An 18,906-nucleotide genomic window follows, 5' to 3' on the forward strand; every position below is an offset into this window, starting at 1 on the left:
TGCATCACAAAGCACTTGACAGACGGCCCGCGCACCCGCATCATCAACACCATGGCGAAGATCCAGCCCATCCGGCCCCTGCCTGAGGCAGACGACCCGTCCCTCGACCTGCGCGAGCGGGCGATGGACAACCTGCGCTTCATCCGCGAGACGATGGAGCGGGCGGGCAGCTTTACGGCCGTCTCCGGCTGGGGGCTGGCGGTCATCGGCGTGGCGGCGGTGCTGGCGGCCTGGCTGGCCTCGCGGCAGCAGTCGCCCGAGCTCTGGCTGGCCACGTGGATGGCGGCGGCGCTGGTGTGCCTGCTGATCGGCCTGCTGACCTCGGCCACCAAGGCCCGGCACGCCAAGGTGAGCCTGCTTACCGGCCCCGGGCGCAAGTTCATCCTCAGCCTGGCGCCTCCCATGGGCGCGGGTGCCGTGCTGACTGCCGTGCTCTTTCGCGCCGGGCTGGTGGGCGTGCTTCCCGGGATGTGGCTGCTGCTGTTCGGCGTGGGCATCATCGCCGCCGGTTCGTTCTCGGTGAGAGCGGTGCCCGTGATGGGCATGTGCTTCATGGCCGTGGGCGTGGCGGCGCTGGCTTCGCCCGGGGCATGGGGCGACGTGTACATGGCCGCGGGGTTCGGCGGGCTTCACATGGTGTTCGGCACCCTGATCGCGCGGAGGCACGGTGGCTGACCCGAAGCCTTCGGAGCCGCTGGCCAGCTCGGTCCTGCGCAGCGTCGCCGGCTCGGCCGACGAGGGATCGGCAGAGCTGGACCGGCTGATCCACGAGCGCGTGCGGCTGGGCATCGTCAGCGCGCTGGCGGTGAACACGTCCATGGCGTTCAACGAGCTCAAGACCATGCTGGCGCTGACGGACGGCAACCTGAGCGTGCACGCCCGCAAGCTCGAGGAGGCCGGCTACGTGGTGTGCACCAAGAGCTTCGAGGGGCGCACCCCCCGCACCGAGTACGCCCTGACCGACGCGGGGCGCACGGCACTGGAGGCGTACCTGAACCACATGGAAGCGCTGATCCACGCCGTTCGCGACCGCTGAACCGTCCCTTTTTTTGTCTGGATACTTTACGATGCAAAGAACTTTCACACTCAACCGGAGCCCGGGGATGCACGTGGCCCTCATCATGGACGGCAACGGGCGATGGGCCGCCGCGCGCGGCTGGCCCCGGCTGGCGGGGCACCGCGAGGGGGCCAAGGCGGTGCGCCGCATCGTGGAGGCGGCGCCGGGGCTGGGCATCGCCACGATGACGCTCTACGCCTTTTCGTCGGACAACTGGGGCCGCCCCCCACGCGAGGTCGCCGGCCTGATGCGCCTGTTCCGCGCCTACCTGGCGGGCGAGGCGCAGCGCTGCGTGGAGAACGGGGTGCGCCTTCGCGTCATCGGGCGGCGCGACCGGCTGCCGGAGGTGCTCCTGCGCCAGATGCGCGCGGCCGAGGAGGCCACGGCGGGCGGCACCCGGCTGACGCTGAGGATCGCGCTGGACTACTCCGCCCGCGACGCGCTGATGCGGGCGGCGGCGCTGGCCGAGGGCGATTCGCGCGAAGACTTCGCCCTGGCGCTGGGGCGCGCCATGGGCGAGGACGAGCCGGCGCCGGACGTGGACCTGCTGGTCCGCACCGGGGGCGAGCAGCGGCTGAGCGACTTCCTGCTCTGGGAGTGCGCCTACGCCGAGCTGTACTTCACCCCCCTCGCCTGGCCGGAGTTCGATCCAACCGCGCTCGGCCGGGCGGTGGAGTGGTTCCAGGGGCGGGAGCGGCGGTTTGGACGGCTGATGAGTGCGTGAGGGGGGGAAGTGCGTGAGTGGGGGAAGTGCGTTAGTGCGTTAGTGCGTGAGTGCGGAAGTGCGGGATCGGAAAGGCGTGGTTGGGAGCTTCGGATACATCTCTTGTGGAGGCGACGATGGATATGGCGATGAACGACCGGTGCGACGCGATGGTGCAGGTGGAAACTGCGGAAAGGATGGGACAGTGATGAACGGAGCAGATGCGGCCCTCGCCTCGCGCGAGGCAGGGGGCATGGCGATCGGCCGGGAGACGCGCACGGGGCTGGGCGTGCTCGGCGCGGCGGTCGCGGTGGGTATCGCGGGCGACCTGCTGCTGCGCAGCGCGCCCTGGGGCATCAACATCACCCTCTTCACCCTGGTGCTCGTGGCCGCCATCGTGGGGCTGCAGCGCTGGGCGGAGACGGACGACGCGGCGGTGGGATGGATTCCGCTGGCCCTGGGTGCCGCGGCGCTGATGGCCTGGCGCGACTCGCCCACGCTCAAGGCGCTCACCCTGTCGGCGCTCGCCCTGGTGGTGGCGCTGGCGATGCTGCGGGCACGCGGCGGCCACGTGCGGCTGGCGGGGCTCGCCAACCTGGCGCTCGGCGCCCTGGCGTCGGTGGCGGACGCGGCGGTGGGCACGGTGTCGCTGCTGACCCGCGACGTGCGCTGGAAGGAGCTGGGTGGCAGCGGGTGGCCGGTCGCCATCGCCGTGCTGCGCGGCACCGCCATCGGCCTGCCCCTGCTGCTGGTGTTCGGCCTGCTTCTTTCGGCGGCGGACGCAGCCTTCGAGCGGCTGCTGGGCAGCGTCTTCGGCTTCGACCTGGCGTCGGGGATGGGGCACGTGCTGATCGCCGCGTTCATCGCCTGGCTGGCGGGCGGCGTGCTGAGGACGATGGTGGTCGGAAGCGACGAGCCTGGCCCGGAGGTCGTGCGTCCCGCCGGGCTCTCGCTGGGGATGGTGGAGGTGGGCACCGCGCTGGGGATGCTGAACGCGCTGTTCCTGGCCTTCGTCCTCGTTCAGCTGCCGTACTTCTTCGGCGGGGCCGCGCGCGTGCAGGCGGCGGGATCGGCCACCTTCTCGGAGTACGCGCGGCGCGGGTTCTTCGAGCTGGTGACGGTCGCCGGCCTGGTGCTGCCCCTGCTGCTGCTGGCCGACTGGATCGTCCGGCGCGAAAAGCCCGGGCACGAGCGCGCGTTCCGGCTGCTCGTCGGCATGCAGGTGGCGCTGCTGTTCGTGATCATGGCCAGCGGCCTTCACCGCATGCGGCTGTACTGGGGCGCCTACGGGCTCACGGAGCTGCGCCTGTACACCACGGCCTTCATGCTGTGGCTGGGCGTGGTCTTCGTGTGGTTCGCCTGGACGGTGCTGCGCGGCCACCGGCAGAAGTTCGCCTGGGGGGCGCTGATGGCGGCCGTGGAGATGATGGTGCTGCTTCACGTCGCCAATCCCGACGCCATGATCGTCCGCGTGAACGCCTCGCGCGCCGACGCGGCCACCCGCTTCGACGCCATCTACGCCGCCCGGCTGAGCGCGGACGCGGTTCCGCCGCTGCTCGCTACGCTCCGCGCCGTGGACGACGGCCCCACCCGCTGCCACGCCGCCGAGCGCCTGCTCGCGCGCTGGGAAGGCGAGGGCGACTGGCGCAGCTGGAGCCTGTCGCGCGGCCGCGCCTCCGCGGCCGTGGCCCGCCATCGCAGCGAACTCCAGTCGATGGCGTGTCCCGCGGCGCCGGCCGCGGCTCGTCCGGTGGTCGTCCGATGAGCACGGCGGATCTGGGCGCCCGGGTGGAGATGCCGGCGCGGGCCACCGCGTCCATGGCCCTGGTTCCGCTCGCGGGCGCACGGCAGCTGGTCCCCGGCGCGACGCGCGCCCCCACGAACGCCATGCTGTGGGTCTTCGTAGTGGGATACGGTGGGTTGGCCACCATCTGCGCCGCGGACCTGCTGGCCCCGTGGATGGGATGGGCCGTCGCCCTGCTGTACGCTCCCGGCGTGCTGTGCACGATGGTGACGGGGGCCATCCTGGGGCTGTACACGGTGTGGAAGCCCACGGAGCGCAAGTTTCGCCAGGCGATGGTGCCGGCCGTGGTATTTGTGGCCACCGTCGCCACCTCTGACCTGCGGACGGAGTTCGGAACCGAGGCATTCGCATCGTCGCGCGTGACGCTGCTTGCGCCGGTGGCTGACGCGGTGCTGCGGAGCGGGCGGATCGAGGTGCTCGGCGTCGGAGGCTCGTGGGCGGAGATCAACGAGTACTGGGGCGACCCACAAACCGAGGTCTACTCGCTGCAGCCGTCCCGCAGCGCACGGATGGAGCCTTCGTCCGGGCGATCGGCGAGCAGTTTCCTGGATGACGTGCTGCGTACCGAAGGGGTCAGCCGCGCGGAGTACGACCGTATCACCGCCGTCATGACGCGCGCCGGAGTCGACAGAGTGCTGGCCAGGCCCGGCCACGTCTCGTTCCGGTTCGGCCAGAACGGCTCCACGTACCTGGTCTACGCGCGCCCCGGCCAGCCGCTGGCCTCCACCACCAGCTACCTGGAACGCACGACGATGCGCCGCACGCCGCTGGGCGATGGCTGGTACCTGTTGCGCAGGTAGCGGCACGCGGCCAGACGGCGAAGGGGGGAGAGCACGACGACCGTGCCCTCCCCCCTTTTCCGTGCAGGCCCCCGCTACGCCCGCGGCAGCACCGGGGCGCGTTCGCCGCGCAGAATCTCCTCGAGCTCGCCCACCATCGTGCCGTCGCCGGGCTCGCTGGTGTCGAACAGGCCATCCTGGCCGCGCGTGGCGTTGCGGGCCGGCGCGTGCAGGTTCAGCCACCGGTCGAACGCCTCGCAGGCGCCCAGCAGCGCGTAGAACGTCCTGCCCCGGCGCGACGGGCTGCCCATCAGGTCGGCGATCAGCGCAATGAAGGAGATGGGGATGACGATGGCGTCCTTCATCCCGTCCAGCACCGTCTTGAACTGGAAGATGAGGAAGTCGCGGATCAGCACGCCCGACGGCGTGCCCTCGTATTCGTTCATGCCAGCCTCCGGAACGGAATCGATGTTCATGGTGGGTGATACGGCGGCGGAGGGGCGGGGGTTTCAGCCGGGGCCGAGTGCGCCGAAGCGGATTGCGGCTCGGGCGCCTACAGCCGCGCCTCGGGAGGGAGCTCGATGGCCACGCCATCCGCCACCCGCCGCATCACGGGAAGGACGGCGGGCACCGGGGCATCCGCCAGCGCGGCGAAGATTTCCCCGACGGTTCCGTAGCCGGCCAGGCGCCGCAGCGTGTGCACGGTGGGCGGCAGCATCTTCAGCGAGCCCAGCTCGAAGTAGTGCACCGCACCGCGGGCGGTCAGCCAGACGCTTTCCGTCAGCTCCTCCTCGTGCGGCGTGCACACGGCCTCGGCGTCCACGCGGGCCAGGAAGAAGCGCGTGTCGTAGCGCCGCGGCTCCGGCTCGGGGGTAATCCAGTGCGCCAGGTACAGCAGCTCGTCGCCCGCCATCCGCAGGTTGCGGGTGATGAAGATCTGCCGCAGGTCTACCACGCTGCTGAGCAGCGCGCGCCTCGCCACGTCGATGTTCGAGAGCGCCCCGCCCGGGTTGGTGGCGTCGTCCGAGACGCGGGCCAGCAGGATCCCCGTTTCCTCGAACGCCTCGCGCACGGCGGCCACCACGTAGGCCAGCGCCTCGGCCGGGTCCGTAAGGCCCAGCCGCTCGGCCCACTGCATGGGCGTGGGCCCGTCCAGGCGCTCCATGACGGCCGGGTCGCGGTCTTCCTCGTCCACCACGCCACCGGGAAACACCCACGCGTCGGCCGCGAAGCCGCTGCGCTTGCTGCGGCGCATCAGCAGCACCTCGGGCCCGTCGTCCGAGTCGCGCGCCAGCAGCACGGTAGCGGCCGGCCGCGTGGGCGCCGGAACCAACCCGCCCGCCTCCACCTTGGCCGCGAAACCCGCCGGAAGATGCTCTTCCGGGATCAGGAACACGTTCGGGTCGCCAGTGGCGCGGCGGGTCGCCGAGGCGGCGGACAGGTGGGAAGACGGCTCGGTCACGGGTGGGGACGCTGGAGTTTCGAATGGCTGAACGGCAACGTACGGCGCAGGATGCGCGCCGCGAAAGAGCCTTGCCCGCGGGTGGACGCGCGGGAGGTCATCCCGCGTCGGCGGTGGCGTCGGCCTGGGCCCCGAATCCGCCACCGCCCGGGGTCTCCAGCACCAGCCGGTCGCCCGCTTCCACCTCCATCCCGTCGACGGACTTCAGCTCCGTTTCCCCGCCCGCGGCGCGCACGACATGCTGGCGCCCGGGCGCGCCGCCCAGGCCGCCCGCCATGCCGTACGGCCCCTCCGCGCGGTGCTGGGTGAGCACGGAGAGCGACATCGGCTGCAGGAAGGTGAGCTCGCGCACGGCCCCGTCTCCGCCGCGCCAGCGCCCGGCGCCGCCGGAGCCCACGCGCACGGCGAAGCGGTCCACGCGCACGGGATAGCGGTGCTCCACCACCTCGGGATCGGTGATGCGCGTGTTGGTCATGTGCGTGTGCACCGCGCTGGCCCCCTGCCATCCCGGCCCCGCGCCCGATCCGCCACAGACCGTCTCGTAGTAGCCGAAGCGGTCGGACCCCCACAGCACGTTGTTCATGGTCCCCTGGCTGCACGCGGCCAGGCCCAGCGCCTTGAGCAGCGTGTCGGTGAGCCGCTGGCTGACCTCGGTGTTGCCGCCCACCACGGCGGGGTCGCTCGCGGCGTCGCCGAAGGGCGGGTTCAGCAGGCCGGGGGGGATGTCGAGCTCCACTGCCCGCATCAGCCCCTCGTTGAGCGGAAGCGGCTCGCGCACGAGCAGCCGCAGCACGTACAGGACGACGCTGCGGACGATGGCGGGAGTTGCGTTCAGGTTGCCGGGATGCACGTCCGCCGAGCCCGCGAAGCTGATCGAGGCGCGGTCGCCCTCGACGACGATGCGGACGCGGAGCGGCGAGCCGTCATCCAGCCGCTCCTCCGCTTCGTAGACGCCGTCCGGAATTCCGCGGAGGGCGGCGCGGATTCCGTCTTCCGCCCGGCGCTTCAGCGCGCCCATGTAGCCGGCCACGGCGCCGCGCCCGTGCTCGCGGGCCAGCGCGCGCAGCATTTCGGCACCGCGGTGGTTGGCGGCAACCGCGGCGGCCAGGTCGGCCAGGTTGTCGTCCACGGCGCGCGAGGGGTGCGGGCCGCCCTCCAGCACCGCGCGGATCTCGGCCCACCGCGCCCGGCCCTCGCTCACCAGGTGCATCGGCGCGATCACCACGCCCTCTTCCGCCAGCGTGCGTGCGGACGGCGGCATGGACCCCGGCCGTGTGCCGCCGATCTCGGCGTGGTGCGCGCGGCTGGCCACGTATCCGATCGCTGTGCCGTCGGTGTCGTGAACGGGCGTGATGACGGTGACGTCCGGCAGGTGCGATCCCCCGAACCCGGGGTGGTTGGTCACCACGACGTCGCCCGGCCGCATGGAAACGGCGTCGCGGACGGCGCGCACGCACAGTCCCATGGCGCCCAGGTGCACGGGAATGTGCGGCGCGTTCACCACCAGCTCGCCGTCGACGTCCAGCAGCGCGCAGGAAAAGTCCAGCCGTTCCTTGACGTTGGTGGAAAGCGCCGTCCGGCGGAGCATTTCGCCCATTTCTCCCACCAGCGCGCGGAACCGGGAGATGAAGAGTTCGGTGCGTACCGCGTCGGGAGGGGTGGGAGTGCGTGAGTGCGTGAGTGCGTTGGTGCGGGAGTGAACGGCACCTGGATCGGGCGCCGTCGCGGCGGCGTGATCGACACGCACTTCCGCACTCACGCACCCCGCACTCACGCACTGCAGTACCAGGTTTTCCGCCGAATCCAGCCGCGCCGTCCACCCCGGGGCGACGAACGTGGCGCTGTGGCGCTCGGCGATGAGCGCGGGGCCGGCCAGGCGCGCGCCGGGGCCCAGCCGCTCGCGTTCGTAGACGGGGACGTCCGCCCACGCGCCGCCCAGCCACGTTTGACGGGTGGCGGCTGGTGTCGCCTCGTGCGGCTGGGGATCGGGAGAGGGCGGCGGATCGGCGACGAGGGTGGATGCGATGGCGCGCAGGCTCTCCACCTCGATCGGGCGCGCGGCGGGTCGGTGGCCGTAGATGGCGGAGTGGCGATCCTCGAACGCCGTGCGGAGGTCGATCGCCGGCTCCCAGTCCACCATCAGCGTGGAGTCCTGGCCCACGTAGCGCAGGCTGGCGATCCGCCGCCGGACGACCATGGACGACGCGCCGACGCCCTCGCGCGCGACGGCATCCGCCGCCTCCCCGGCCAGCGAATCGAAGGTGGATGCGATCTCGCCGCCGATCTCGTCCAGCCGCCGCAGCACCTGCCGCTCCGCGAAGCGCTCCAGCGGCGCGTGGCCGATGCCCAGCGCGCTCAGCAGCCCCGCGTCCGCCGGAACCACCACCGTGCCGATCCCCAGACGCGAGGCGACACCGCATGCGTGCTGCGCGCCCGCCCCGCCGAACGCCACCAGCGCGTACTCGCCGGGATCGTATCCGCGCCGCAGCGAAATGCCGCGGATGGCGTCGGCCATGCGCTCGTCCGCAATGTCGATCAACCCGGAAAGCAGCGCCTCCCCGACGACGTCTTCCCCCGTCTGCGCGCGGACGCGCGCCGCCAAGTCCTCCGCCGCGGCGCGGGCGGGCTCCGCGTGCACGGGAATGGCGAAGCGGGCGGCGTCCAGCCGGCCCAGCAGCAGGTTGCAGTCGGTGACGGTCAGCGGCCCGCCCGCGCCGTAGCACGCCGGCCCGGGCGACGCGCCCGCGCTTTCCGGCCCCACGCGCAGCCCCTGCGCGTCGATGGTGCAGATCGATCCGCCACCCGCGGCCACGCTTTCGATGGCCAGCGCGGGGGCGACGATCCGGGCGCCGCCCACCTCGTGCTCCCACACGTACTCGAAGTCGCCGTCCACCCGCGCCACGTCGGTGCTGGTGCCGCCCATGTCGAAGGCGATCACCCGCGCGAACCCCGATCGCCGCCCGGCCAGCGCGGCACCCACCACGCCACCGGCGGGACCGCTCAGCAGCGAATCCTTGGCGCGGAAGTCCGCCGGCTGCACCAGCCCACCCGCGCTGGTCATCACGTGAAGCCGCCCGCCGCCCAGCGCGGCGCGCACGCCCTCCAGGTAGCGCCCGATCACCGGCCCCAGGTACGCATCCACCGTCGCCGTCTGCGCGCGCGCCAGCAGCCCGATGAACGGCGCCAGGTCGCTGGAAAGCGCCACGTGCTCGAACCCCGCCTCGCGCAGCACGCCCGCCAGCGCCCGCTCGTGCGCCGGGTCGCGGAACGCGTGCATCAGCGCGACGGCCGCGGAGCGGACACCACCCGCCACGGCCCGCTCGGCCGCGGAGCGCGCCGCCTCCAGGTCCAGCGGCACCAGCACCGACCCGTCCGCCGCCAGCCGCTCCACGACCTCGGCGGCGGTGGCGTACAGCGGCTCGGGCGTGCGCACGTCGAGCGCGAACAGGTCGGGCCGCTGCTGCGTGCCGATCCGCAGCAGGTCGCCGAAGCCGCGGGTGATGAACAGCGCCGTGGGCGCGCCCCGCCGCTCCAGCAGCGCGTTGGTGCCGCGCGTGGTCGCCAGCCGCATCGCCAGCGGCGGGAGCGGGGCGTCCGCGGGCGTGCCCGTCACCAGCCGGGCGGTCAGGATCGGCGCCTCCTCGGCGGAGCGAACCTCCACCGCGGCACCCGGCGCCGCGCCGGCCAGCGGCCCGTCCAGCCGCACCGTCCCTGTCGCCGGGTCGTACGAGCGGATGCGGGCCGCCGATCCATCCATCCCCAGCAGCCGCAGCTCCAGCCCGTCCACCACGCCCGGCGCCGCGCCCCACTCCTCGCCGATCGTCAGCACGTCCGGGGCATCCACGGAACGGATCACGCCACGGAGCGCACTGCTGCTGAGCACCTTGGCGCGGCGAAGCGTCCCCGCCGGGTCCAGCGCCAGGCAGTCGGTAAAGGTGCCGCCGGTATCGATCCAGATCTGCCAGGTCATCGAGCGATCAGAAGAAGCGGCGCGCGACGGCCAGCAGCAGGCTGAGCACCACGGAAACCACGATCATCGTGACGATGGGAAAGTAGACGCGCGTGCTGCCGCTCTCGATGCGGATGTCGCCCGGCAGGCGCCCCACCCAGCCGAGCGCGCCCGTCATCACCAGCAGCCCCACGATGACGATCGCGGCGCCGAGCCCCACGATCAGCAGGCCCACGGATCGGTCGTGCATGCAGTTGCGGAGGAAAATGGGCGGACGCGGTTCGGAGAAGCGATGATAAGCGCGCCGGGCAGTGGGGAAAAGACGAGGCCCCGGCAGACTCTCGCCCGCCGGGGCCTCGGTGCGGCGAAACCTGCCCCGTGCTACTTGTCCTTGTCGTTGCCCTCGGTGGGCGTGACGCTGATGTCGGGAGTCACCACGGTCTGGGTGTCGCTCCCCACGTTCACGTTGGCCGGATCGACGTCCACCGACGGCGCCTCGCCGCCCGACACGTCCACGTCCGGCAGCGAGCCCTTGTCTTCGACTTCGGCGGTGCACGCGCCCAGCGCCAGCCCAAAGGTGGCGATGGCCAGCAGTCGCTTGATTTGCATACGAGTTATCTCCCCTGAGACGGATACGGAAAACCTGCCGCTTCGCCAGGGTGCAACGCGCGTGCCCAACCTGCGTTGATCCTGCTGCCGGCGTGCCACTCCGGTCGCACCGGAGAGCGCCGGACCAGTTGTGCAACGCGCAGGCAGGAGCGATCTTGGCGCCCCGAGTAGGGCCTATTGAACCCGGCACCGTCGAATGGACATCGTATGAACAACCGGCACATCCGCCCGGTAGAGATCTATCTGAACACGCCCCCGCCCGATCCCAGCGTGCCCCGGCCGGTGCGCGGGTCGCAGGTGACCTTCGCCGACCTGGCCGAGCCGCAGAGCCAGAACGTGGCGGGAACCCTCTTCGGCGGCGTGCTGCTGGGGTTCATCGACCGCGCGGCGGCGTTCTGCGCCATGAAGCACGCGGGCCGGCCCGTGGTCACCAAGAGCTTCGACGAGGTAGAGTTCAACGAGCCCATCTACATCGGCGAGCTGGTGATTGCGCACGCGTCGGTGAACTTCACGGGCAACACCAGCATGGAGATCGGGGTGAAGGTGATGGCGCAGAACCCCATCACTGGCACGGAGCGGCACACCAACACCTGCTACGCCACCTTCGTTGCGCTGGACGAGAGCGGCCGGCCGGTGCGCGTTCCCCCCGTGCTGCCCGAGACGGACGAGGAAAAGCGCCGCTTCGAAGGCGGCCGGCAGCGCCGCGAAGAGCGCCTGGCCCGCCGCCGCCCGCGCAAACAGGGATAGCGGCGGCGCGCAGTGTGCGGCCGGTGGCGGGAGATGTCCAGACTTGCCGGTTTCGCGTCCGCTTTGTAAGTTTAGGAAGCGCGTTGGATCACCAGACCGATTCCCTCACGCACCCACGGAGGCAAGGATGAAGATCGCACCTTTGGGACGTGAGGCCACGATCGATGACCTCTACAAGGTCGAGGGCAAGGCGGAGCTCGTGGACGGGAGGATCGTCCTCATGAGCCCGACGGGAGGCGCGCACGGCAAGGCGGCCAAGAACATTCTCTTCAGCTTGACGGCGTACGAGCGGAGCGTCGGAGGCGGGATGGCGTTCGGCGACGCTGTGGGTTTCATCTACTCTCCACGGCGGTCGTTTTCCCCGGACGCCGCCTGGTACGTGGGCCCCGAGCCGACCGAGAAGATGCTCGATGGCGCGCCGCTCCTGGCTGTGGAGGTGCGCAGCCCGGAGGACTACGGCCCCGCGGCGGAGCGGCGCATGGCGGCGAAGCGCGCGGCCTACTTCGACTGCGGTACCCAGGTCGTGTGGGACGTCGACGGATTGCGCGCGGAGGTGATCCGCGTCTACCGCGCCACGGACCCGGAAAGCGCCGACGTCTACAAGCGCGGCGAGGTGGCCGACGCCGAGCCGGCGGTGCCCGGATGGCGGTTTCCCGTGGACGAGCTGTTTCTGTAGGACCGCGGGACCCCCGGAGCGAAAAACAGAAAGGCCGAAGCGGCGGGGAGCCGCTCCGGCCTTTCTTCATGCACCAGGACCGCCCGGGGGGACGGCCCTGCACCCGCAGCAAATCAGGCGACGCGCGAAACGTTCTCGGCCGCCGGGCCCTTGGGACCGTCCACGATGTCGAACTCCACCGTCTCGCCTTCGGTCAGCGTCTTGAAGCCTTCCTGCTTGATGGCGGAGAAGTGAACGAACAGGTCCCTGCCGCCCTCGCGCTCGATGAAGCCAAAGCCCTTGGCATCATTGAACCACTTTACCTTCCCGGTCGAACGTTCCATCTCCTACTCCTGCTGCTGCGGTGAGAGCATGTACATGGCGCATGGTGCGCCAGGGTGTCCGCCGCCGGACCGTCCGGCGTGCGGCGATCGCTCCTGGGGGGGAGCGCATTCGGGTGCGGCATGAGCGCCGGCGCGGGCGCGCCGGGGCCTAACTCCGTTTTGTGGGCGTGGGTATTCCTGCGAACCAGGGGCGCGGGAAGAAACCGGGAGTGTACAGCGCTCGCCAGCGGGGCCACGTGCGGAGGATGTGCCGTCGATGAACGCCTAAATAAGCGCGGCCCGTACGTTTGTCAAGAAAAACTTTCTCCGGCGGACGCCAGCGGCCGTTAGGGGACAATGGCCGGAAGGCGGACGTCGAGCCCCGAGCCGCCGGGCGCGCGGGCCGGCCGGCAGCGCACCTCGCCCCCCAGCTGCGCCACCAGCCACGCCACGATCCCCGGCCGCCAGCCGTCCTCGGCCGAGGGGCGCGGGTGCGGCGCGGGCGCCCCCTCGCGCGGCGCTTCGCCGTCGTCGGCCACGGACAGCACGATGCCGGGGCCGTGCGCGTCCAGCCGCAGCTCCACCAGCACCTGCCCCTGCGACCGGCGCGCGGCACCCGCCAGCAGGTGAGCCGCGAGCCGCGCCATGAAGCTTTCGCGGCCGGGAACCATCGTGCCGGTGGGGAGGCCGGACGTCATCCGCACCTCCACGGCGCGGGCGGTGGACAGGAACCGGCGCACGGCGCGCTCCGCGGCGGCGGCGGGGTCGAACACCACCTCGGGCGAGAGCGCCGCGCCCCGCGCCACCTCCACCACGTCGCGCACCATCAGCCGCATGTCGGCGCAGTCCTCGACGGCGCGGTCCAGCTCCCCCGCCGGCGCGCGCCCCGTCCGCGCCTCGCCCGCGGCCAGCCGCGTGCGCTGCTCCAGGGCGAACAGCGCGTCCTGCAGGTCGTGAAGCAGCTCGGCCGACACCTGGCCCATGGCTTCCATGCGGTCGCGCACCGCCACCACGGGGCGGGCGCCTTCGCCCTCCGGACGGGGCGCGCCGGGGCTCACGCGGGCCTCGGTTCGACAACCAGACGCGGCGGAACGCGCAACGCGGCGCCGTCCGCCACGGGCTCGTGCGCCGGCTCCTGGGCCGACGCGGCCTCCCCCGCGCGAAAGCGGCCGGCCAGGCCGCTGAGCGTTCCCGCCGTCTGGGCCGTGCGGGCGCTGGTGGCGGCAAGCTGCTCCATGGCGCCGTGCTGGTGCCCCGCGGCGGCCGCGGCCAGCCTGGCCCGGTCCTGCGCCGCGCCGGCGATCACGCGGATGCGCGACACGTCGCCCCGCAGCGCCTCCATGGCCCCGGCCTGCCGGTCGACGTCGGCGGTGATGCGGTCGATGAACTCCACCGTGCGCTCCAGCCCCTGGATGATGGACCCCAGCGCTTCCGAACCCGCCCCCGCCACCGCGCCCACGCCACCGATGCGCGCGCTCCCCGCGTGAAGCCTGCCGCGCACCTCGGCCAGCGCGGCCGACGTTTCTCCCACCACCCCCGCCACCTCGGCGGCGGAGGCCGCGGACTGGGCCGCCAATTGCCGCACCTCGCCCGCCACGACGGCGAAGCCGCGCCCCTGCTCGCCCGCGCGCGCCGCCTCGATGGCCGCGTTCAGCGCCAGCAGGTTGGTCTGCTCGGCGATTTCCTGGATGGCCTCGACGAAGCCGCTGACCCGCGCCCCCGCCGCCTCCAGCGCGTCCACCGCGCCTTCCAGCCGGCGGTAGTCGTCGCTCAGCTCCACCAGCAGCCCGCCCGCCCGGTCCACCCGCCGCGCGTGCTCCTGGGCCTCGCCGCTCAGCCCGTGCGCGGTGTCGGCGGAGCGCGCCGCCTCGGCCCGCAGCTGGGCGCTGGCGCTGGCGATGGCCGATACCGACTCTTCGCCGCGCGCCACGAGGGCCAGCTGCTGGTCGGCCTCTTCCGCCGCGGCCGACGTCGCCTCGCCGATCACCCGGGCGGCGTCCTGCACCCCGGCGGCGGTGGAGGCCAGCGTGTCGGAAAGGGAGGCGAGCGTGGCGGCGTGCTCCTGGATCTGCCGCACCATGTCGCCCACGGTCTGCGACATGGCGTTGACGGAAACGGAGAGGAAGCCGATGTCGTCCAGGTAGCGGTCGGGAAGGCGGCCGGTGAAGTCGCCCTCCTGCGCGCGCGCCAGCGCCTTGCGCACGCGCTGCAGCCGGCGCGTGTAGGCCAGCGGGCCCTGCATGGCCAGCCAGCTGATGCAGACCAGGAAGAAGGCCTCCACGGCGATCACCGCCCGGGCGGCGGCGGGCTGGTCCGCCATCCCCACCCACCGCGCGACGGGGTAGGCCACCAGCGACTGCAGCAGCAGCACGCGCGCGGCGCCCGGCATTCCCAGCGCGTAGGCGCCGGTGGCGAACACCAGGAAGGGGAGCACCAGGTAGCCGTGGGGACCCAGGAACGCCGCCAGCAGGGCGATCATGAGCGTGTCCGACGCCTGCATCACCCAGAACTGCCAGGGAGCGAACCGGTTGCGCCACGCGGCGAGCACCGCGGCGCCGTTCAGGAGGGCCGAGGCGCCCGCCAGGATGGCGGCTTCCGTAAGGGTGATCTCCAGCGCGCCGGTGAAGTGCCCGACGGCGGCCAGGCCGAACGAGAGGCCCACCATGATCCAGCGTGTGCCGATGGCCTGGCGGTGGCGCTCGCGCAGCACCGTCCAGCGCTCGCGCGCAAAAAGCTCGTCGAAGTTCACGGAGGTCGTGCGCACGGGTACCACGGGGCGGGGTCACTGCGGGGGTGCGCGCCCCCACCGTGGAGGGCGCCGCCGCCCGTCATTGTGCGTGCGGAGCCCTGCCCTGTCAAGAACTTGCCGCTTCAGGGGATGCGGCGTCACGCAGCAGCTTCCACGCATCCCGCACGTGCTCCTCCGTGGTCCCCAGGTTGCCGATGGCGAACCGCAGCACCAGCCGGCCATTCACCCGCGTGTGGCTGAGGTAGGCCCGGCCCGTGGCGTTCACCGCGGCCATGATGCGCTCGTTCAGGGCATCCACCTGCGCGTCATCCATCCCGTGCGGCCGGTGGCGGAACACGACCAGGCTCAGGGGCACGGGGGCCATCACCTCCCACCCCGGCTCCGCGCCGATCCACCCGGCCAGCTCCCGCGCCAGGCGGCAGTGCTCGCGGATGCGCTCCGCCATCCCCTCGGCGCCGAAGTAGCGCAGCACCATCCACAGCTTCAGCGCACGGAACCGCTTGCCCAGCGCGGGCCCGTAGTCCATCAGGTTGGTGACGGTTTCGCCCTCGGGGGTCAGCAGGTACTCGGGGACCACGGAAAAGGCGCGGCGGACGACGTCGGGGCGGCGCGTGTACAGCACGGAGCAGTCTACCGGAACGAACATCCACTTGTGCGGATTCACCACCAGCGAGTCGGCCAGCTCGGCGCCGTCCAGCACGTGCCGCATCTCGGGGACCAGCGCGGCCGATCCGCCGTACGCGGCGTCCACGTGAAGCCACACGTCCAGCCGCCGGCACACCTCGGCGATGCGGCGGACGGGGTCGATGCTGCTGGTGGAGGTGGTTCCCGTGGTGGCGACCACGGCCAGGGGGCGGATTCCGGCCGCGCGGTCCTGCTCGATGGCGGCTTCCAGCGCGGCGGGATCCATCCGGAACTCCCCGTCGGTGTCGATCTTCCGCGTTCCCTGCATCCCGATTCCCAGCGTGACCCCCGCCTTGTCGATGGACGAGTGCACCTCGCGCGAGGCGTACACGCGCAGCCGGGGAAGGTCTCGCCCGCTCAGCCCCTCTTCGCGCACGCCCAGCCCGGCGGCCTCGCGCGCGGCGGCCAGGGCGATGAGGGTGCTGATGGAGGCCGTGTCGTGAATGGTGCCGTGCAGCCCCTCCGGCAACCCCATCATCTGCCGCAGCCAGTCGAGCGTCCTTTCCTCCAGCTCCGTCTGCGCGGGGCCGGTGCGCCAGAGCATGGCGTTGGTGTTCAGCGCCGCCGTCAGCATCTCTCCCAAAATGCCGGGGCCGGAGCCGGTGATGGCGAAGTAGGCGAAGAAGGACGGGTGGTTCCAGTGGGTGACGCCGGGAACGATCACGTCGCGGAAGTCACGCAGGATGTCCTCTACCGCCTCGCCGTGCTGGGGCGCGGAGGGCGGCAGCTTGGCGGCGGTTTCGCCCGGGCGCACCGGCGACAGCACGGGAAGCTCGCCGACGTTGGCCAGGTAGTCGGCCATCCAGTCCACGGCGGCGTGGGCGTGCCTGCGAAACTCCTCGGGCGGCATGTCGGCGCCGCGCGGGCGGGAGTGGCCGGTCATCGGGTGTCTGCGTGGATCGGGAGAGCGCGGGCCGGGGCCCGGGGTTCCACGCACAATCTCGGCTGGGGGGCGCGCCCGCAAGGCGCACGGCCGAAAGGAGGAGACGAAAAAAGCTCTCCCCCTCACTCCGCGGTGGGCGCGGGGCGAGGGGGAGAGACGGGCGCGGGCGTCACGCGGCCTTCGCGAGCGGCCGGACGGGAGCGGCATCTTCCACGCGGCGCGGACCGCGGGGGTTGATGATGTCATCGATGCTGAACGACGTGGCGGCACCGGTGGGCGGCGTGGTGGTCGGCGCGCCGGAGCGGTTGATGATCTGCCAGAGCAGGTGCGAAGCGATCGGGTTCATATCGTTCATCTCCGTTGGAGTCGGGATTCCAGGTGAGGCCGCCGGGAAGTCCACCGGTCCGGCTCACGGAGATGAAGGTAAACGGGCGCACCGGGGTGTGCGTGGGTCAATTCACCTATCGTCCAGCCGCGCCGCGGGAGCATGTCATCCCGACGGAGCGGCCACGCAGAACCTGCCCGTATGCCGTTGATGGCAGCGACCGAGGGATCCGCCACAGACTGATCGAATGGCCTCTAGAGCCGCGGCGTGCCCCCTCCACGGGCAGGTGAGCCTCGACAGCCGCGGCGTGCCTCCACCACGGGCGGGTGAACCCGCGGCTGGAACAGCGGCAAGCCCCGACACAGGGCCGCTGGCGCGTCCCGTTCGGGGCTTCAAAATCACGCGTCCAAACCTGCCGAAGCGCGTTCGAATTCTCCCCTCTCCCGCTTGCGGGAGAGGGGCCGGGGGTGAGGGCAGCCGGGGACTGCGCCGGCCTCTCCAAACCGCACCACACCTCGCCAGGGATCCCGCGGGAACGCCACGCCACGGGGACGGGCCGAGGGCTCGGCTTCGGTGACCGCTGCCGGGGAGAGGGTGGCACGCGTGTCAGCGCGGCCGGGTGAGGGCCTCAGCGGCGGCGGTCCAGGCGGTTGCGGATGCGCGACACCAGCTCGGGCCCCACGATGGGCTTGCTGAGGTAGTCGTCGGCCCCGCCGCAAAGACGCGGTAGATGGTTTCGCGGTCCGCGCGCGCCGTGAGAAAGAGGATGGGCACGTGCCGCCACGCCGGGTCGCTGCGCACCACGCGGCACAGCTCGATGCCGTTCAGGTGCGGCATGTCCACGTCCAGCACCAGCAGGTCGGGCCTGATCCCGCGCAGCTCCGTCCAGAACCGGAGCGGGTCGTTCAGGGTGCAGACGCGAAAGCCCTGCGGCTCCAGCAGCGCGCGCAGCCCTTCGGTGATCGTGGAATCGTCGTCCACCGTGAGGATGGTGTGCGCCTCGGCGCCGGGGGCGGGGAGCACCTGGGCGAACGCGTCGGCGATGGCGCCGCGGGCCAGCGGCGGCTGCAGGATGAACCGCGCGCCCATCTTCAGCGCCCGCACCCGGTCCAGCAGCGTGTCCCGATCGGTATACGCCACCACTGGCACGCCGGGCGCCCGGCGCGTCACGCTGGAGAACGTGTCCCACTCCGCGTCCAGGCTCTCGGCGCGCAGGTCCAGGAACACCGCGTCGGGGCGCACGGCCGGGTCCATGTCACCCTCCGCCAGGGCCACCCCCAGCCCGGCCAGCTCCGCGCGCGCCGTTTCGGCCAGCCCCCAGTCGCGGGCCATCACCCACACCAGCGGCGGATCGTTGCGCACCGGCGGAGCCGCGGCGGGGGCGGCCGGCGCGGAGGTGGGGCGCCGGTCCACCTCGCTCCTCAGCTCCGCGGCGATGCGGGCGAGCCGCGCCCCGTCCGCCGGCGCCGGCGAGGGATTGCCGAGCGCGTCCTCGGCCTCGCGGGCGCGCACGGAGCCCTGGTCCAGGCCAAAGGTGCCCAGCGCGCCCGCCAGCCGGTGCGCCTCGCGCAGCGCCTCTTCGCGCAGCGGCTCGGAAAGCCGTCCCGCCCCCAGCGCCGCCGCGGCGCGCTCGAGCACGGCGATGCGCTCCAGGACGGGGGCACGGGCACGGCGCCACACCTGCGCGAGCGCGTCGCCCAGCCGCTCCGGGGCGCTTTCCGCCGGTCGCGGTGTGGCGACGGCTTCGCCCTCCGTCAGCGGCATGCCCAGCAGGGTGGCGACCGCGCGCAGCAGCTCGGAGCGGTCCACGGGGTGAAACAGGAGCTGGTCCACGTGAAGGTCGCGCACCAGGTGCCGCAGCTGCTCCTCCTTCACCGTCGACGCGTCCAGCTCCATCGTGTAGACCAGGGGCACCGAAGCGGTCTTCGGATCGGCCCGCAGCCGGCGCACCACCGCGTCCGCGGAAGGGTCCTCGAGCGACGCATCCAGCACCACCAGCCGGGCCTCGTCGGCACGCACCGCATCCAGCGCTTCCTGTCCGGAAAACGCCGCCTGCACGACCACGTTGTCCAGGCGCTGGGCCAGCCAGGTGCCCAACTGGCCGGGGAGCCCGGCGATGAGGATTCCAGCCATCTACACTGAGCGCGGGGATGAGAAGCAATACGATACGCGACACT

Annotated in this window: 18 protein-coding genes; 7 read left to right on the plus strand and 11 right to left on the minus strand. The window is 72.3% G+C overall.

Translation table 11 applies throughout. The annotated features are described in order from the left end of the window. The first annotated feature begins 15 nt into the window (after positions 1 to 15). From VGB24_RS18320 to VGB24_RS18340, 5 genes are all read left to right on the plus strand, one after another. The gene (locus VGB24_RS18320) at positions 16 to 675 is read left to right on the plus strand and encodes a hypothetical protein (RefSeq protein ID WP_331074395.1); all 660 of its coding nucleotides are present in this window, start codon (positions 16 to 18) and stop codon (positions 673 to 675) included. Beyond that, positions 668 to 1,036: a transcriptional regulator gene (locus tag VGB24_RS18325; protein ID WP_331022307.1), complete on the plus strand. Its 369-nt coding sequence runs from the start codon at positions 668 to 670 to the stop codon at positions 1,034 to 1,036. The genes VGB24_RS18320 and VGB24_RS18325 overlap by 8 nt, the downstream gene beginning before the upstream one ends. Positions 1,037 to 1,103: 67 nt before the next feature. After that, positions 1,104 to 1,781: a polyprenyl diphosphate synthase gene (gene uppS, locus VGB24_RS18330; protein WP_331074396.1), complete on the plus strand. Its 678-nt coding sequence runs from the start codon at positions 1,104 to 1,106 to the stop codon at positions 1,779 to 1,781. Positions 1,782 to 1,968: 187 nt separating this feature from the next. Next, on the plus strand, positions 1,969 to 3,525 hold the full coding sequence (locus tag VGB24_RS18335) for a DUF4173 domain-containing protein (RefSeq protein ID WP_331074397.1): 1,557 nt from the start codon (positions 1,969 to 1,971) through the stop codon (positions 3,523 to 3,525). Further along, on the plus strand, positions 3,522 to 4,364 hold the full coding sequence (locus VGB24_RS18340) for a hypothetical protein (protein ID WP_331074398.1): 843 nt from the start codon (positions 3,522 to 3,524) through the stop codon (positions 4,362 to 4,364). Before VGB24_RS18335 ends, VGB24_RS18340 begins: the two co-directional genes overlap by 4 nt. 74 nt (positions 4,365 to 4,438) lie before the next feature. On the opposite strand, the gene VGB24_RS18345 is transcribed toward VGB24_RS18340, so the two are convergent. The 5 genes from VGB24_RS18345 to VGB24_RS18365 form a co-directional block, all read right to left on the minus strand. Further along, complete coding sequence (locus VGB24_RS18345; protein WP_331074399.1) at positions 4,439 to 4,789, minus strand: hypothetical protein; 351 nt, start codon at positions 4,787 to 4,789, stop codon at positions 4,439 to 4,441. 107 nt (positions 4,790 to 4,896) lie between these two features. Then, the gene (locus VGB24_RS18350) at positions 4,897 to 5,805 is read right to left on the minus strand and encodes an NUDIX hydrolase (protein WP_331074400.1); all 909 of its coding nucleotides are present in this window, start codon (positions 5,803 to 5,805) and stop codon (positions 4,897 to 4,899) included. Positions 5,806 to 5,902: 97 nt separating this feature from the next. Next, positions 5,903 to 9,775 carry a hydantoinase B/oxoprolinase family protein gene (locus VGB24_RS18355; RefSeq protein ID WP_331074401.1) on the minus strand — a complete coding sequence of 1,291 codons (3,873 nt, stop codon included), beginning with the start codon at positions 9,773 to 9,775 and terminating at the stop codon, positions 5,903 to 5,905. Between the two features lie 7 nt (positions 9,776 to 9,782). Further along, a complete protein-coding gene (locus VGB24_RS18360) occupies positions 9,783 to 10,004 on the minus strand; it encodes a DUF2905 domain-containing protein (protein ID WP_331074402.1) in 222 nt (73 codons plus the stop codon). Positions 10,005 to 10,135: 131 nt separating this feature from the next. Continuing rightward, positions 10,136 to 10,363: a hypothetical protein gene (locus VGB24_RS18365; protein WP_331074403.1), complete on the minus strand. Its 228-nt coding sequence runs from the start codon at positions 10,361 to 10,363 to the stop codon at positions 10,136 to 10,138. A 207-nt stretch (positions 10,364 to 10,570) separates the two neighbouring features. Here VGB24_RS18365 and VGB24_RS18370 point away from each other — a divergent pair, with 207 nt between their 5' ends. Together VGB24_RS18370 and VGB24_RS18375 are read left to right on the plus strand one after the other, a co-directional pair. Beyond that, positions 10,571 to 11,110, plus strand: coding sequence for an acyl-CoA thioesterase (locus VGB24_RS18370; protein ID WP_331074404.1), 540 nt, complete (start codon positions 10,571 to 10,573; stop codon positions 11,108 to 11,110). A 127-nt stretch (positions 11,111 to 11,237) separates the two neighbouring features. After that, entirely contained in the window at positions 11,238 to 11,786 is a 549-nt protein-coding gene (locus VGB24_RS18375; protein ID WP_331074405.1) for a Uma2 family endonuclease, read from the plus strand. A gap of 113 nt (positions 11,787 to 11,899) precedes the next feature. On the opposite strand, the gene VGB24_RS18380 is transcribed toward VGB24_RS18375, so the two are convergent. The 6 genes from VGB24_RS18380 to VGB24_RS18405 all read right to left on the minus strand — a co-directional run bounded on the left by VGB24_RS18380 (position 11,900) and on the right by VGB24_RS18405 (position 18,862). Then, positions 11,900 to 12,109, minus strand: coding sequence for a cold shock domain-containing protein (locus tag VGB24_RS18380; protein ID WP_331024124.1), 210 nt, complete (start codon positions 12,107 to 12,109; stop codon positions 11,900 to 11,902). A 326-nt stretch (positions 12,110 to 12,435) separates the two neighbouring features. Continuing rightward, positions 12,436 to 13,146: a hypothetical protein gene (locus tag VGB24_RS18385; RefSeq protein WP_331074406.1), complete on the minus strand. Its 711-nt coding sequence runs from the start codon at positions 13,144 to 13,146 to the stop codon at positions 12,436 to 12,438. Further along, a complete protein-coding gene (locus VGB24_RS18390; RefSeq protein ID WP_331074407.1) occupies positions 13,143 to 14,852 on the minus strand; it encodes a methyl-accepting chemotaxis protein in 1,710 nt (569 codons plus the stop codon). The genes VGB24_RS18385 and VGB24_RS18390 overlap by 4 nt, the downstream gene beginning before the upstream one ends. Before the next feature lie 91 nt (positions 14,853 to 14,943). Continuing rightward, positions 14,944 to 16,404 carry a pyridoxal phosphate-dependent decarboxylase family protein gene (locus VGB24_RS18395; RefSeq protein WP_331074408.1) on the minus strand — a complete coding sequence of 487 codons (1,461 nt, stop codon included), beginning with the start codon at positions 16,402 to 16,404 and terminating at the stop codon, positions 14,944 to 14,946. A 169-nt stretch (positions 16,405 to 16,573) separates the two neighbouring features. After that, on the minus strand, positions 16,574 to 16,750 hold the full coding sequence (locus tag VGB24_RS18400) for a hypothetical protein (protein ID WP_331074409.1): 177 nt from the start codon (positions 16,748 to 16,750) through the stop codon (positions 16,574 to 16,576). Positions 16,751 to 17,335: 585 nt separating this feature from the next. Beyond that, positions 17,336 to 18,862 carry a response regulator gene (locus tag VGB24_RS18405; protein WP_331074410.1) on the minus strand — a complete coding sequence of 509 codons (1,527 nt, stop codon included), beginning with the start codon at positions 18,860 to 18,862 and terminating at the stop codon, positions 17,336 to 17,338. Positions 18,863 to 18,906: the final 44 nt, after the last annotated feature.

Source organism: Longimicrobium sp. (assembly GCF_036399935.1).
Taxonomy (GTDB): Bacteria; Gemmatimonadota; Gemmatimonadetes; order Longimicrobiales; family Longimicrobiaceae; genus Longimicrobium.